The sequence below is a fragment of the Dactylosporangium sucinum genome (assembly GCF_014647515.1).
Classification (GTDB): Bacteria; Actinomycetota; Actinomycetes; order Mycobacteriales; family Micromonosporaceae; genus Dactylosporangium; species Dactylosporangium sucinum.
Genome location: NZ_BMPI01000006.1, coordinates 263,133 through 275,580, shown reverse-complemented (window position 1 = coordinate 275,580; position 12,448 = coordinate 263,133). Strand labels below are relative to the sequence as shown.

Below are 12,448 nucleotides of genomic sequence, written 5' to 3'. Positions count from 1 at the left end.
CCGGCCGGGAAACCGCCGGCACGAAGGCTGCTGGACCTACGCCCAGATCGAGTCACCGCGCCAGCGCCCGACCCTACACCGACCATGGGTCGTCCACGTCTTCGTCGTCCTTGACTTCTTCGGGCCAGCGCTCCAGCAGCGCGTCGAGGTAGGCACGGATGCGGGGCGTGGGAAGTGGCAAATGGCGCCACCTCGGCGTACTTCTCAAAGAGGCGATCAAAGACTTCGCCGGCGGCCGCGTCATCCGCCGGCCGCTTCCCTTCCCACACCGCCAGGTCATACGACATGGGGACATGTCTCGCAGCAATGCGCGAGAGCCCGAGCGCTCATGTTTGGGGCGAACGCGGGACTCGAGCGCTCACTGTCGGCTTGGGAAGTGGACAACGCCCAGCTTCAATTGAGCTGCTTGGAGATAGCTGCAAACTTGACCGGCCCGGAGCGGCCTCGATCGTCCCGGACTAACGCCACGCTAATGGCGCAGGCGGAGATCCTACCGTGACTTCTTGGCCAACTGATGGATTTATTGCTATATGTGAGCATGTCGAGCCATGACATCAGCGACCGAAGCGCCGTCCCTCGGGCGGCGTCGCGGCGCCTGCCTATTTTGGTCGGTGTCGGCGTGTGGGCCACGACAGCATTCGCCGTGATGGTCAACTTGGCCGCCTGACCTTGAGCGCATCAATCAAGCGGCTAAGTGCGGCATCAAATGCTCTAGCACTACGTGCAGTTCCACGAAAATCCGCAACGACGCGACCCTTTACGCGTTCCGCTAGTGACGAGAGGGCGGGCGACCAGTCGGCGAAGATGTAATCATCCAATGTAACTGGAAGTAGATACGTGGCGCCACCGTCTCGCGCCTCTCGATCCAATGTTTCTTGGATCTCATTCAGAACGCCCGGGCGATCTAGAGAGTTACGTGAGCAGATCAGTATTATGCGATCGTAACTCTGTATGCCTTTATATATCTCGTTACCTGCCCTCTCTCCTATGGTCGCAGTCTCAGGAAAGAAGAACGTAATCACCGAGTTGCGTCTCAGGGAGTCATACAACTTCCTTGCAAACCTCTCATCGGGGCCGCCGTAACTGATAAAGCTGCTCTGCATCATGCTCCTTATCAGCGGTTCCCCAAGGGCGCGTGCGCAATCTATCATGTATTCCGCGAACAATTCCGGAACCCCGCAGTCTAGCATGAATCGCTTGAGACGTGGATGAGAGTACGAAAGCATGACAGTGCGTGCGTCAATCTCAGATGGCCCTGAGTGGGCAATTCGACGGGCGTCACAGAACGGCCTCACGTCAAGTTCGCAGAGGTTCGCACTCGTGATCCTGACGCCGTCCAGGAAGGATCCCTCGAATCTGGCACCGCAGAGCGTGGAGTTGTTGAATCTCGCGCCATCGAGTACTGCGCGCGAAAATCTTGCACGCTCAAAAATGGGTCCCAGTCAGATTAGATCCACTAAGGTCGACGTCACGGAAATCTGCTCCGATTGAGTCCGATGACACCAAGTCCACACCGCGCATTGTTGCGCCAGATAAGTTGGCCCCTTTTAGCTGCACGTGGGTGAGATTAAGGTTATCCATATTCACGCCTATAAGAGACGAGCAGTAGAACGACACACCTTCTAGGTTCGTTCCACGTAGATCAGCTCCGTCGAGTTCGGCATACCAAAACGTGCGCTCGCCGTTGTCGTATCGCTTGCGAAGCTCGTTTACGCTTGCAACGCCTGGCTCCTCGCCACGGCTCTTGAACTGGCGTCGGCCCGCGTCACTGAAATGCACCGCGTCACGATCCCTCATCGGGGCCGTCGCTGTCGTAGTTGCTGCGCCCTTTCGCCTTGGCGGCCTGTGATCTTGCCTGGCGCGAACCACTGCGGCTGCTGCCACCTCTGACTGCTCTTCTGCCGCCGAACGGCTCGGCGCTCCAAGGTCCAAATCTGCAGGCGTTGCCTGATCGCTATCTACCGCTACGCGGCTCTGGGCAGTCTTCGCTTCTTCGGCAGCCATCCAGAGCGGCCGGAACTCCTCAAGATCGCCGTCGAGGGCTTCGACGACCAGCTCAAGCTGGCCCCACCTTGGATTCTTTTCGCAGCGCAGCACTGCGGAGGCCGTGGTGTGGCTGATCGCTCTTTCAGTTCGACGGTGAATTTCCCGGGAACTAGGCTTCCCTTTGCGCAGATGTAGCAGACGGAGCCGCTCGCGAAGTGCCAGCAACGGATGCCCGGCCTCAAGATTTGGCGTGATCGCGCTCGGCTGCTCGCTCATGGTGGCAACCAGCATGTCGAAGGTGGCAAAACCTGTAAAGGGACGACGCTCGTCGGGCGCCGGCCCGGCGCGACTTGGAGCCGCCTGTCAACAACTGGAGGACTTCGGGCGACCGCTGGTGAGCTTCGGTGCGCAATGTCAATGCCGCCTGGGGCTGGTTCACGGTGGATTGAGCAGCCCCGCCGGGGCCACGCCGCACACAAACGGTGGTCCGCGCCGGAACTCGCTCAAGTTTGCCGGCGCGGACCATCGTGGCGATCCCATTGCGAAGGGGCCTTCCATGATGATGCCCGACCTCACTGCCCTTGCACTGTTTACCGCAGGTGGCACTGCGGTGCTCGCCGCTGTCTACCTCTGGTCGGCCGACCCCGCCGCCGTCGGCGTGCCCTGCAGTTGCTCAAGATTTTCCTCGGTCGCTGATAGCCCTTGCGCACCCAGCGGGAGAACCGCAGCGCCTAACCAGGCACGCCGCGCCCCAATACACAGCTCATGCAAGACCAGTGGGCCGTGGTGGGCTCGGCTGAGACTGAGCGAGGCAGCCGATCTGCCGAGGAAAGCGCCCGCTGGGCCGCGTTCTGGCTGCTCAGCTGGTGTTTCGGCGGATCTTTGGCGGAGGGCGTGGGATTCGAACCCACGGAGACGCGGAACGCCTCACCGGTTTTCAAGACCGGCGCCATCGGCCACTAGGCGAGCCCTCCCGACGAGCGTTGCCCAGTTTGCCAGACCCCCGCCATCCGCGTTCGATCACCCGGGTGGGGTCGGTCGGCCGGGTCGGCGGGTAGGGGCGAGTGGTCGAACACGTGCGGGTGGGATCTGCACCGGATCAACCGTAATGTCCGGAAAAACCCCAGCCCAGTGCACAAACTGGCCTATGCGACTTCTCTTCAACGATCCTTGGGCTCCCCGCGTTACTCGGCATCGGCGGCCGCCGGCGTGGTTGCCCGTGGCCGGGCTGCTCGTTGCCGGGGGAGTGGGCGTGCTCGCCATCGGGAACCTTGCCGCACATCATGCGCCGTCCCAGCCCAGCAGCGACGACGGCGTGGCGCTCCCCGTAGCCGTGCCCGAGATGCGGAGTCCCTCGCCGATCAACTTCGGTGCCGTGCCTGCGGCTCCCCAACCCATGCTCGACGTGGGAGGTGCCGGCAGTACACCCGTGAAACCCAGGAAGGCGAAAGCGCCGAGGGTCACGGAGTCCGTCGCGCGGACGGCAGCCGTAGCGTCGCCCGCCGCGCCGGTCGTGCAGGCCGAGGCGCCCGCGGAGACGCCTGCGGAGACGCCCAGCCAGAGCGCTGCCCCGGCGGGTACCCAGCGGGCCGATCGGGGCGATCAGGACCGCCGCGACCGCGATCCGTGGCGGGGCTTCCACCGGCGGTGGTGGCATCAGTGGCCGCCGGCGGCAGAATGAGGGCGTGCATGCGATCACGATTGCGGAGCCCGGTGGGCCCGAGGCGCTGCGGTGGACCGAAGTGGCCGAACCCGAGGTCGCCTCGGACGAGGTGCTGATCGAGGTGGTGGCTGCCGGGGTCAACCGGGCCGATGCGCTGCAGCGGCAGGGGGCCTATCCGCCGCCCGCGGGGTCGCCGCCGTACCCGGGCATGGAAGTTTCGGGGCGGATCGTCGAGCTGGGCGACGGCGTGCACACCTGGCGGGTCGGGCAGGAGGTCTGCGCGCTCATCGGCGGGGGTGGGTACGCGGAGCGGGTCGCCGCGCCCGCCGCGCAGGTGCTGCCGGTGCCCAAGGGGGTCGGCCTGGTCGACGCCGCGGGGCTGCCGGAGGTGGCGGCCACCGTGTTCTCCAACGTGGTGGACCTTGCTCGGCTCAAGCCGGGGGAGACGCTGCTCGTCCACGGTGGCGGGAGCGGCATCGGGACGTTCGCCGTGCAGCTGGGCAAGGCGCTCGGGGCGCACGTCGTGGCGACGGCGCGAAAAGGCAAGCATGAGCGGCTGCTGGAGCTCGGCGCGGACCGGGTGATCGACTACACGGCCGAGGACTTCGCCGAGACCACGAACGCGGACGTCATCCTCGACATCATGGGCGCGGCGTACCTCAAGCAGAACGTCAAGGCCCTGAACGACGGCGGGCGACTCGTGGTGATCGGGCTGCAGGGCGGGCGGAAAGGCGAGCTGGACCTCGGTGCGTTGCTGGCCAAGCGCGGTACCGTCGCCGCCACCGCGCTCCGGTCCCGCACGGCGGCGCAGAAGGCCGCGATCCTGCGGGGCGTGCGCGAAGAGGTGTGGCCGCTCGTCGAGGAGGGGCTGATCCGGCCGGTCATCGACCGGATCGTGCCGATCGAGAACGCCGCCGAGGCGCACCGGGTGCTCGAGTCGAACGAGCACTTCGGCAAGATCATCCTGCAGGCGAAACCGACGGGGAAGGCTTAGTCAGGATCACCGGGCCCGGGCCCTTGGCGGCCAGGCGGTCGGCGTGGTTGGCGAGGCTGCAGCTCTTCAGCGAGAGGCAGCCGCAGCCGATGCAGTCCGTCAGCGTGTCGCGGAGGCGGCCCAGCAGCGCGATCTGCTCGTCGAGATGGCTGCGCCAACTGCTGGAGAGCCGGGCCCAGTCGGCCCTGGTGGGGGTGCGGTTGGCCGGCAGGGAGGCCAGCGCGTCCTTGATCGTCTCCAGCGGGATGCCGACCTGGGCCGAGATCCGGATGAAGGCGACGCGGCGCAGCTCCGTGCGCTCGTAGCGGCGCTGGTTGCCGGACGTGCGGGTGGCGTGGATCAGGCCGAGCTTCTCGTAGAAGCGCAGCGCGGAAGGGGCGACGCCGCTGCGAGCCGAGAGTTCACCGATGGTGAGCAGCTCAGCGGGCACGGGCCGGCTGGTTCGGCTTGCGGACGCGCTCACGGGAGAGGATCCACAGCGCCTCGACGCCGTCCTTCCACGTGATCTTCTTGCCCTCCTCGCGGGTGCGCGCCCGGTAGCTGATCGGCACCTCGTAGGGCCGGTGCCGGTTGCGCAGCAGCTTGCCGGTCACCTCGGCCTCCATGCCGAAGCCGGCCGACTTGATGTGCAGCGAGCGGTACAGCTCGATCGGCATCAGCTTGAAGCACGTTTCCAGGTCGCCGAGGTAGCAGTTGAACAGCATGTTGGCGGCGGTGGTGACCGCCTTGTTGCCCATGACATACCAGAACGAGAAGGAGCTGTGGCTGCCGAACGTGCGGTTGCCGTAGACGACGGTGGCGCGGCCGTCGAGAACCGGCTCCAGCAGCTTCGGGATGTCCTGCGGGTCGTATTCCAGATCGGCGTCCAGGATGACCATGTAGTCGCCGGTCGCACTCTCCACCGCGGTGCGGATGGCGGCGCCCTTGCCCTTGTTGCGGGGGTGAATGAAGACGCGGACGCGCTCGTCGTGCATGCCGCCGAGGATCTCGGCCGTGCGGTCGCGGCTGCCATCGTCGACGATCACGAGCTCGATCTCCGTCGGGTAGTTGACGTCGAGCGCCTGTTTGACGGCGTCAGCGACGCGTTCTTCCTCGTTGTAGACCGGCATCAGGATCGACAGCTTCATCACGATCTCCGAAGGATTCGGGCTGGACCATCAGACTAGCGTTTCGTCACCCTTGCGTGTGACGGCCCGATGGTGTGCCGTATCAGCGTGCTGGACGAACTCGGCGAGGCAGAGTACATCCTGGTGACCACATTCCGCAGGGACGGTACGCCGGTGCCCACGCCGGTGTGGGGCGTTCGCGACGACGACGGCCTGCTGATCTGGACGGTCGCCGCGTCCGGCAAGGTGAAACGCATCCGCCGGGACGGCTCGGTGACCGTGGCGCCCTGCTCCGTCCGCGGTGTGCCCAAGGGCCCCGCCGTGCAGGGTCACGCGACGGTGCTCGGGCCGGAGGGCGGGCGCCGGGCGCGCGAGCTCATCAAGCAGAAGTACGGGCTGCGGGGCCGGATGTTCGTCTGGATGAGCGTCCGCCGGCGGGGCGTGGAGGGGACGGTGGGGGTCCGGATCACGCTCGTATGACCGCGTACGGCAACGCGCTCGGACCGCCGGGGGGTGACGATCCGAGCGCGTTGCGGATACAAGCGTGTCGTTTGGCACCAGGGAGCGGGGCGATGTACTGTCTTGCTTCAGTCGCCCTGGCGCTGCTGGGGGATTTGGCCCTGCAGCAGGGCCCGCACCTCGGACTCGCGGTAGCGCCGGTGGCCTCCGAGCGTCCGGATGGCGCTGAGCTTGCCCGCCTTCGCCCAACGGGTGACGGTCTTCGGGTCGACGCGGAACATCGACGCGACCTCAGCCGGCGTTAGCAACGGCTCAGGTTCATGCGTGCGAGATGGCATCGGTCACTCCTCCACAGGTACCCAGGAACGTCGGACGGGGTCCCGCCGGCCGACGCGTTTCCTATGGTCCGGCTAGTCCCCGATGTCCGACATGGGCCGAACGGCTGAAGGTCCCTGTATGGACGGATGATGAATAAGTGAATTTTCCCGTTTTGCTACTACGAAATGGGATAAAGGGTGACCGATTGCGACGCTGGGTGAGTGATCCGATACGAATTTAGCTCACCCGTCGGGTGATGGGTAGCTCACAAAGTCCACCCAATGCGTCATAACGGACGTCGCCGGGGAGCGATTCGGTTGCTGAGGGTGACACTCGATTGGGTGTCGTGGAAACCGGACATTTACGTCCGTGGAACCCGCAGTTGGCACGGTCGCCACGAGTGCTCGGCCGCTCCGGCGGAGTCGGTGTGACGGCTCACGAGCCGTGCGAAATTCCCTCGCTACGCTGCGCGATCAAGGCGTCGGAGTGCCCGGATTGCCCGGGATTCGGCGGTACTGCGCGGGCCGTGCCGGGCGTCGCGAGCAGTGCCGCCGCGGCCGTGGCTCCATGATCGACGGCGACTTCTGGTCGCCATGCCAACCAGAGCTCGCCATCGATCATGGGCGGCGCTAGTTGCAGCGCTCCAGCAGCTGGACGGCGCGCCAGCGCTCCACGAGCTTCTCGTAGACCTCGGTGGCCGCGTCGGCGTCCCCGCGGGCCACGTTCGACAGGCCCGCCGAGACCAGGCCGGGAGAGTCGTCCATCGCCAGCGTGTCGTCCGACATCAGGTGGACGAGGCCGCCGTAGTCGAGCTCCACGATCGAGCGCGAGTGGAACTCCTCCAGCCACCGCGCCGTCTCCTCCACGGCCACCGTGATCGGCGCATCCCCTATCGCACGGCGGAGCACCGCGTAGGCCCGATGGGCGCGACGGCGGGCCTTCGAGATCTCGGTGCGGTAGCGCAGCACCCGGCGGCCCGGGCGCAGGGACAGCTCCCGCTCCTCCAGGTCGACGAAGACGAACCACCGCAGCGGCACGCCCCACGTGGCGACCTGTTCGTGCACGCGGGGGAGGCCCCGCTCCAGGACCTGCTCGCCGTTGCGCCAGTCGTCGACGACGGTCTGGGCCAGGCCGGCGAGCACCGGCGGTACAAACGCGTCCGCGATGACACTGGGAACCCCGTCGCGGGCGGTCAGGGCGGCCTCGGCCACCCGGATGCGCAGGTTCCACGGGCAGACCAGGAGCGTGTCGTCCGCCTCAAGGACGTAGGCATCGTCCGGCAGGTCGGGCAGGCGCGTCCACCCGGCGCCGAGGGCCTCCAGGACCGCGGTGCGCTGGCGGCCGGGACCGTCGGCGAGGGCGACGGCCCGGCCCTCCTTGACGTAGCGACGCCAGTACAGCTGGTGGTCGCGGTCGAAGGCGGCCAGCGGCTCGTACACCCGCAGGTATGACGCGAAGAGCGACGGCACGCGCCGATCGTCGCACGAAACGGCCGAACGGCGCGAAGCCGCCCGCGGGGTAAGACGTATTAGGGTCGGGTCACCGCACCTCAGCCAGGCGCCGTCTCACGAGGACGGCCCGGGAACACCTCAGGAGCATCCATGGGTGTCTTCACCACCAGCCACGAGCAGGTTGTGTTCTGCCACGATCGGCAGTCCGGCCTGCGCGCCATCATCGCCGTGTACTCGACCGCCCTCGGTCCGGCGCTCGGCGGAACCCGGTTCTACCCCTATGCCTCCGAGGAGGACGCGCTCCACGACGTCCTCGAGCTGTCGCGGGGCATGGCCTATAAGAACGCCCTCGCCGGGCTCGACCTCGGCGGCGGCAAGGCCGTGATCTGGGGCGACCCGGACAAGGACAAGAGCGAGCCGCTGCTGCGGGCCTACGGGCGGTTCGTGCAGTCGCTCGGCGGGCGCTACTACACCGCCTGCGACGTCGGCACCTACGTCCAGGACATGGACGTCGTGGCCAAGGAGACCCGGTTCGTCACCGGCCGCTCCGAGTCGCACGGGGGTGCCGGCGACTCGTCGGTGCTGACCGCGTACGGCGTGTTCCAGGGCATGCGGGCCGCCGCCGAGCACCGCTGGGGCAGCCCGACGCTGGTCGGCCGCCGGGTCGGCATCGCCGGCCTGGGCAAGGTCGGCAAGCACCTCACCAAGCATCTGCTCGACGACGGCGCCTCGGTCGTGGCCACCGACGTGTCCGAGCGCGCCCTCGCCTGGGCCGGCGCGACCTATCCGGAGGTCGACCTGGTCGGCAGCAACGACGAGCTGATCCGCCAGCCGCTCGACGTCTACGCCCCGTGCGCCCTCGGCGGCGCGCTGGACGACGAGACCGTCTCGGTGCTGCAGGCCAAGATCGTCGCGGGGGCGGCCAACAACCAGCTGGCTCACCCCGGGGTGGAAAAGTTGCTCGCCGACCGCGACGTGCTCTACGCCCCGGACTACGTGGTGAACTCCGGCGGTGTCATTCAGGTCGCCGACGAGATCGAGGGCTTCAACTTCGCCCGGGCGAAGGAGCGGGCCGGGCGGATCTACGACACCACGAAGCAGATTCTGCAGCTCGCAGCCGCTGAGGGGGTGCCTCCCGCGGTTGCCGCCGATCGGCTCGCCGAACGGCGGATGGCCGAGGTCGGGCGGCTCCGTACCATCTTGGTGTGACCGTCGCGGGCCCGTGACGACCAAGGCGGGACGGTGGTGCTTACCCAACCAGACCGGTCGGGTAAGCAACGCCACCGAAATGGTCGGTAGGGGCGAGATGCCGAAAGGTGCCCGCGACATGTACCGTAAGAGCCACGAGAGATGCCTGACGTTGTCGGGGCCTGCCGGTAATGGCTGCCCCGTAATTCTGTGCGAGGGGGTCGAGCCATGGGGCGCGGCCGTGCGAAGGCCAAGCAGACTAGGGTGGCCAGGGAGTTGAAGTATCACTCCCCCAACACCGACCTCGACGCGTTGCAGCGCGAGCTCGCGTCGGGCAGCCCTAAGTCACGCGACGACTACGCCGAGTATGGCGATAATGTCGACGAAGAGGCTGACGACGAGGACGACGGCAACTACACCGACCCCTCCAGTGACGACGATTGGCGCTCACGGGGTCGTTGACCATTGGGTCAACCCGGCTGACGGGCACGTGGACAACCCCACGTGCCCGAGTCGTGTCGCAAACACCCGCACGCTGCACCGTGCTCTCGACGGTCAACGTGCGGGTGTCTCGGCGTAACTGGTGACCGTCAACGAGGACGGTTGTTCCAGTTGTAGAACGTCGGGATGTTCTCGAAGTGGTTCCAGGCGCAGACGGCGCTCGCGCCGTCCTCACCGCTCGCCTCCGCGCGGGCGGCCCGTGCCGCGGCGGCCTCGTCGAGCAACACACGAAGGCCGCTCGCGGCCTCGTAGACGCGCTCGGTGACCGGGTCAGCGTGCTCCGGCATGGTCCAGCACTCCCTCCAGAAGGCGAATCTTGCTGTTCCGGCAGTGGTTCGTCTCGGTGGTGTCGAACCTGCCGTGCTCGAAGTAGCGGTTGGCCGCGTGCGCGCCGCCGCAGAACCCGAAGTACGGGCAGCTCGCCCGGCACGCCTCGACGCCGCGCAGGTACTCCGGCACCCACCCCGCCGACGTGGCCGCCCCGGCCAGGATCGTCGCCAGCGGGGTCGTCAGCACGTTGCCGGAGGAGAAGTCGCCGTAGCGGGCGTCGGTGAACCCGGCCAGCTCGGGCGAGAGCAGGAACACCCGCCCGTCGGTGGCGACCGTCGGGATCGGGTCGAGCGTGGCCGGCAGGATGCCGTCGGCCGTGCCGTCGAGCACCGCCCCGGCGTACCGGAGCGTCCACTCGATCTCGCGCACGTGAATCCGGGGGTCGCGCCGCCACGCCGTGACGAGCTCCGCCCAGAACGCCCGGACCGCGTCGGCGCCGAACGCGTTGACCCGGGCGTTGACGCCCTCCTGCTCCTCGATGTTGATCCCGAGCACGTCGCAGCCCAGGTCGAGGAAGTAGGCGTAGAGCCGCTCGGCGAGCCCTTTTCTCGGTCGACTGACGACGCAGAGCGCCGAGAAGGGCACACCGTGCCGCTTGAGTGCCTCGATTCCCGTGAGGATGCTCTTGTACATCGGGGCGCCCGAGCGGTTCACCCGGTCCCCGTTGAGCTCCTCCGGCCCGTCCACGCTCACGCTGACCCGCATGCCGTGGGCGGCGAAGAACTCGCACCACGCGTCGTCGATCAGCGTGGCGTTCGTCTGGACGTGGTGCTCGACGCCGGCGAACGGCGCCATCAGCTCGGCGAGGGCATTCCGCCCGGCGGCCAGCGGCTCGCCGCCGTGCCAGACGACCGAGAAGCGCTCGTCGGCCGCTGCCCAGGGGTTCACCGAGGCGGCGACCGCCGCGGCGACCGCGGGGCTCATCCGGTCGTTCCGCGCCCGGAAGGGGAGGTAACAGTACGTGCAGTCAAGATTGCACAGAGTTGTGGGCTGGAGCACGACATAGCCCGGGATCGGCGAGATTCCCCGCATGCCGCTCCACGACACCGCCCCGTCCTCCTTTCGGATATAGGGACGTGTCGCTTCAGCCTAGGTCCAATGCTCGTTCGCGGTAAGCCCCGGATGATCAAACAGGCGTATCTCGCGCATTCCGGCGGGGCGCTCGCACTCCTTCGGAGGCCCCGCCGGGAGTTCCTCAGCCGCGCGTGTGGGAACCGACCATCTGGACGGTCCCGGTGCCCTCGATGACCTCGCCGACCTGCCAGGCGTCGATGCCGCGGCCGGCCAGGAAGGCCAGCGCCCGGTCGGCGTCCTCGGCGGAGACGACGGTCATCATGCCGACGCCCATGTTGAAGGTGCTCTCCATCTCCGAGTCCTCGATGCGCCCCTTGGTGCGCACGAGCTCGAAGATGGGCTGCGGGCGCCAGGTGGCGCGGTCGACGACCGCGTCGACGTGGTCGGGCAGCACGCGGACCAGGTTGCCGGGGATGCCGCCGCCGGTGACGTGCGCGAACGCGTGGATGTCGGCCTCCTTGATGAGGTCGAGGCAGTCCTTCGCGTAGATGCGGGTCGGGGTCAGCAGCTCCTCGCCCAGGGTGCGCTGCTTGCCGAACTCGTCGATGACGCTGTCGAGCCGCATCCGGCCGGCGCCGAGCAGCACGTGGCGGACCAGCGAGTAGCCGTTGGAGTGCAGGCCGCTGGAGCGCAGCGCGATCACCACGTCGCCGACCTCGACCCGGTCGCGGCCGAGGATCGCGTCCTCCTCCACGACACCGACGCCGGTGCCGGAGATGTCGTACTCGTCCGGGCGCATCACGCCGGGGTGCTCGGCGGTCTCGCCGCCCAGCAGCGCGCAGCCGGCGTAACGGCAGCCGTCGGCGATGCCGGCCCCGATCTCGGCCACCCGGTCGGGCACGACCTCGCCGCAGGCGATGTAGTCGAGCAGGAACAGCGGCTCGGCGCCGCACGCGACCAGGTCGTCGACGACCATCGCCACCAGGTCGATGCCCACCGTGTCGTGGATGCCCATGGCCTGGGCGATGGCGAGCTTGGTGCCCACCCCGTCGGTCGACGAGGCGAGGATGGGGCTCTTGTACTTCTTGAGGTCGAGCTTGAACAGACCGGCGAATCCGCCGATGTCGCCCATCACCTCGGGCCGGTGGGTCCGGTGCACCTTGGTGCGGAGCAGCTCGACGGCCTTCTCGCCGGCGTGGATCGACACGCCCGCGTCCGCGTAGGTCACGGTGCGTCGGCGGCTCCTGCCGTTGCCGGCGGTCCATAGCTGCCGCTCGGGGGTGCTGCCCTGGCCGGTCTCACCGGCCTTCTCGGCGCGCTCATCCACGTGCGTCACTTTCTCCCCTTAGATTGCCTCGCGGCGGCCACCGCGCTTGCTTCGGGTGGGCGGGTCACGGGCGCAGCAGTGCGCCCGCGCCACCCGGACTGGCGGCGACGT

12 protein-coding genes, 1 tRNA gene and 1 pseudogene are annotated in these 12,448 nt (G+C 67.6%); 4 read left to right on the top strand and 10 right to left on the bottom strand.

From position 1 onward, the window contains the following. Positions 1 to 650: 650 nt before the first annotated feature. The 3 genes from IEZ31_RS59340 to IEZ31_RS08460 form a co-directional block, all read right to left on the bottom strand. Positions 651 to 1,433, bottom strand: a complete 783-nt coding sequence (locus tag IEZ31_RS59340; RefSeq protein WP_373294538.1) for a TIR domain-containing protein — start codon at positions 1,431 to 1,433, stop codon at positions 651 to 653. Then, on the bottom strand, positions 1,426 to 2,277 hold the full coding sequence (locus IEZ31_RS08465; protein WP_190249184.1) for a pentapeptide repeat-containing protein: 852 nt from the start codon (positions 2,275 to 2,277) through the stop codon (positions 1,426 to 1,428). The genes IEZ31_RS59340 and IEZ31_RS08465 overlap by 8 nt, the downstream gene beginning before the upstream one ends. Positions 2,278 to 2,869: 592 nt before the next feature. Further along, positions 2,870 to 2,960: transfer RNA gene (locus IEZ31_RS08460), tRNA-Ser, on the bottom strand. 711 nt (positions 2,961 to 3,671) lie between these two features. Here IEZ31_RS08460 and IEZ31_RS08455 point away from each other — a divergent pair. Continuing rightward, positions 3,672 to 4,643: an NAD(P)H-quinone oxidoreductase gene (locus tag IEZ31_RS08455; RefSeq protein WP_190249183.1), complete on the top strand. Its 972-nt coding sequence runs from the start codon at positions 3,672 to 3,674 to the stop codon at positions 4,641 to 4,643. Here the strand turns inward: IEZ31_RS08455 and soxR are convergent. Then, a complete protein-coding gene (soxR, locus tag IEZ31_RS08450; protein ID WP_229834467.1) occupies positions 4,609 to 5,073 on the bottom strand; it encodes a redox-sensitive transcriptional activator SoxR in 465 nt (154 codons plus the stop codon). The two genes, IEZ31_RS08455 and soxR, sit on opposite strands and share 35 nt — an antisense overlap. Next, the gene (locus IEZ31_RS08445) at positions 5,063 to 5,770 is read right to left on the bottom strand and encodes a glycosyltransferase family 2 protein (RefSeq protein WP_190249182.1); all 708 of its coding nucleotides are present in this window, start codon (positions 5,768 to 5,770) and stop codon (positions 5,063 to 5,065) included. The genes soxR and IEZ31_RS08445 overlap by 11 nt, the downstream gene beginning before the upstream one ends. An 81-nt stretch (positions 5,771 to 5,851) precedes the next feature. On the opposite strand from IEZ31_RS08445, the gene IEZ31_RS08440 reads away from it, so the two are divergent. Then, complete coding sequence (locus tag IEZ31_RS08440) at positions 5,852 to 6,229, top strand: PPOX class F420-dependent oxidoreductase (protein WP_190249209.1); 378 nt, start codon at positions 5,852 to 5,854, stop codon at positions 6,227 to 6,229. 107 nt (positions 6,230 to 6,336) lie between these two features. Here the strand turns inward: IEZ31_RS08440 and IEZ31_RS08435 are convergent, their stop codons facing one another. Together IEZ31_RS08435 and IEZ31_RS08430 are read right to left on the bottom strand one after the other, a co-directional pair. Next, the gene (locus IEZ31_RS08435) at positions 6,337 to 6,546 is read right to left on the bottom strand and encodes a BldC family transcriptional regulator (protein ID WP_033365012.1); all 210 of its coding nucleotides are present in this window, start codon (positions 6,544 to 6,546) and stop codon (positions 6,337 to 6,339) included. 609 nt (positions 6,547 to 7,155) lie between these two features. After that, the gene (locus IEZ31_RS08430) at positions 7,156 to 7,995 is read right to left on the bottom strand and encodes a DUF8083 family protein (RefSeq protein WP_190249181.1); all 840 of its coding nucleotides are present in this window, start codon (positions 7,993 to 7,995) and stop codon (positions 7,156 to 7,158) included. A 132-nt stretch (positions 7,996 to 8,127) separates the two neighbouring features. Between IEZ31_RS08430 and IEZ31_RS08425 the strand changes: the two genes are divergently transcribed. Continuing rightward, positions 8,128 to 9,186 carry a Glu/Leu/Phe/Val dehydrogenase dimerization domain-containing protein gene (locus IEZ31_RS08425; protein ID WP_190249180.1) on the top strand — a complete coding sequence of 353 codons (1,059 nt, stop codon included), beginning with the start codon at positions 8,128 to 8,130 and terminating at the stop codon, positions 9,184 to 9,186. Between the two features lie 207 nt (positions 9,187 to 9,393). Then, positions 9,394 to 9,627, top strand: a complete 234-nt coding sequence (locus IEZ31_RS08420; protein ID WP_190249179.1) for a DUF3073 domain-containing protein — start codon at positions 9,394 to 9,396, stop codon at positions 9,625 to 9,627. 128 nt (positions 9,628 to 9,755) lie between these two features. Here the strand turns inward: IEZ31_RS08420 and amcA are convergent, their stop codons facing one another. From amcA to purM, 3 genes and pseudogenes are all read right to left on the bottom strand, one after another. Continuing rightward, entirely contained in the window at positions 9,756 to 9,893 is a 138-nt protein-coding gene (gene amcA, locus IEZ31_RS08415) for a multiple cyclophane-containing RiPP AmcA (protein ID WP_373294537.1), read from the bottom strand. Positions 9,894 to 9,926: 33 nt separating this feature from the next. Next, a pseudogene (gene amcB / locus IEZ31_RS08410) lies at positions 9,927 to 11,028 on the bottom strand (cyclophane-forming radical SAM peptide maturase AmcB); the annotation flags it as partial. Positions 11,029 to 11,191: 163 nt separating this feature from the next. Next, on the bottom strand, positions 11,192 to 12,346 hold the full coding sequence (gene purM, locus IEZ31_RS08405) for a phosphoribosylformylglycinamidine cyclo-ligase (protein ID WP_190249176.1): 1,155 nt from the start codon (positions 12,344 to 12,346) through the stop codon (positions 11,192 to 11,194). Between the last annotated feature and the right edge of the window lie 102 nt (positions 12,347 to 12,448).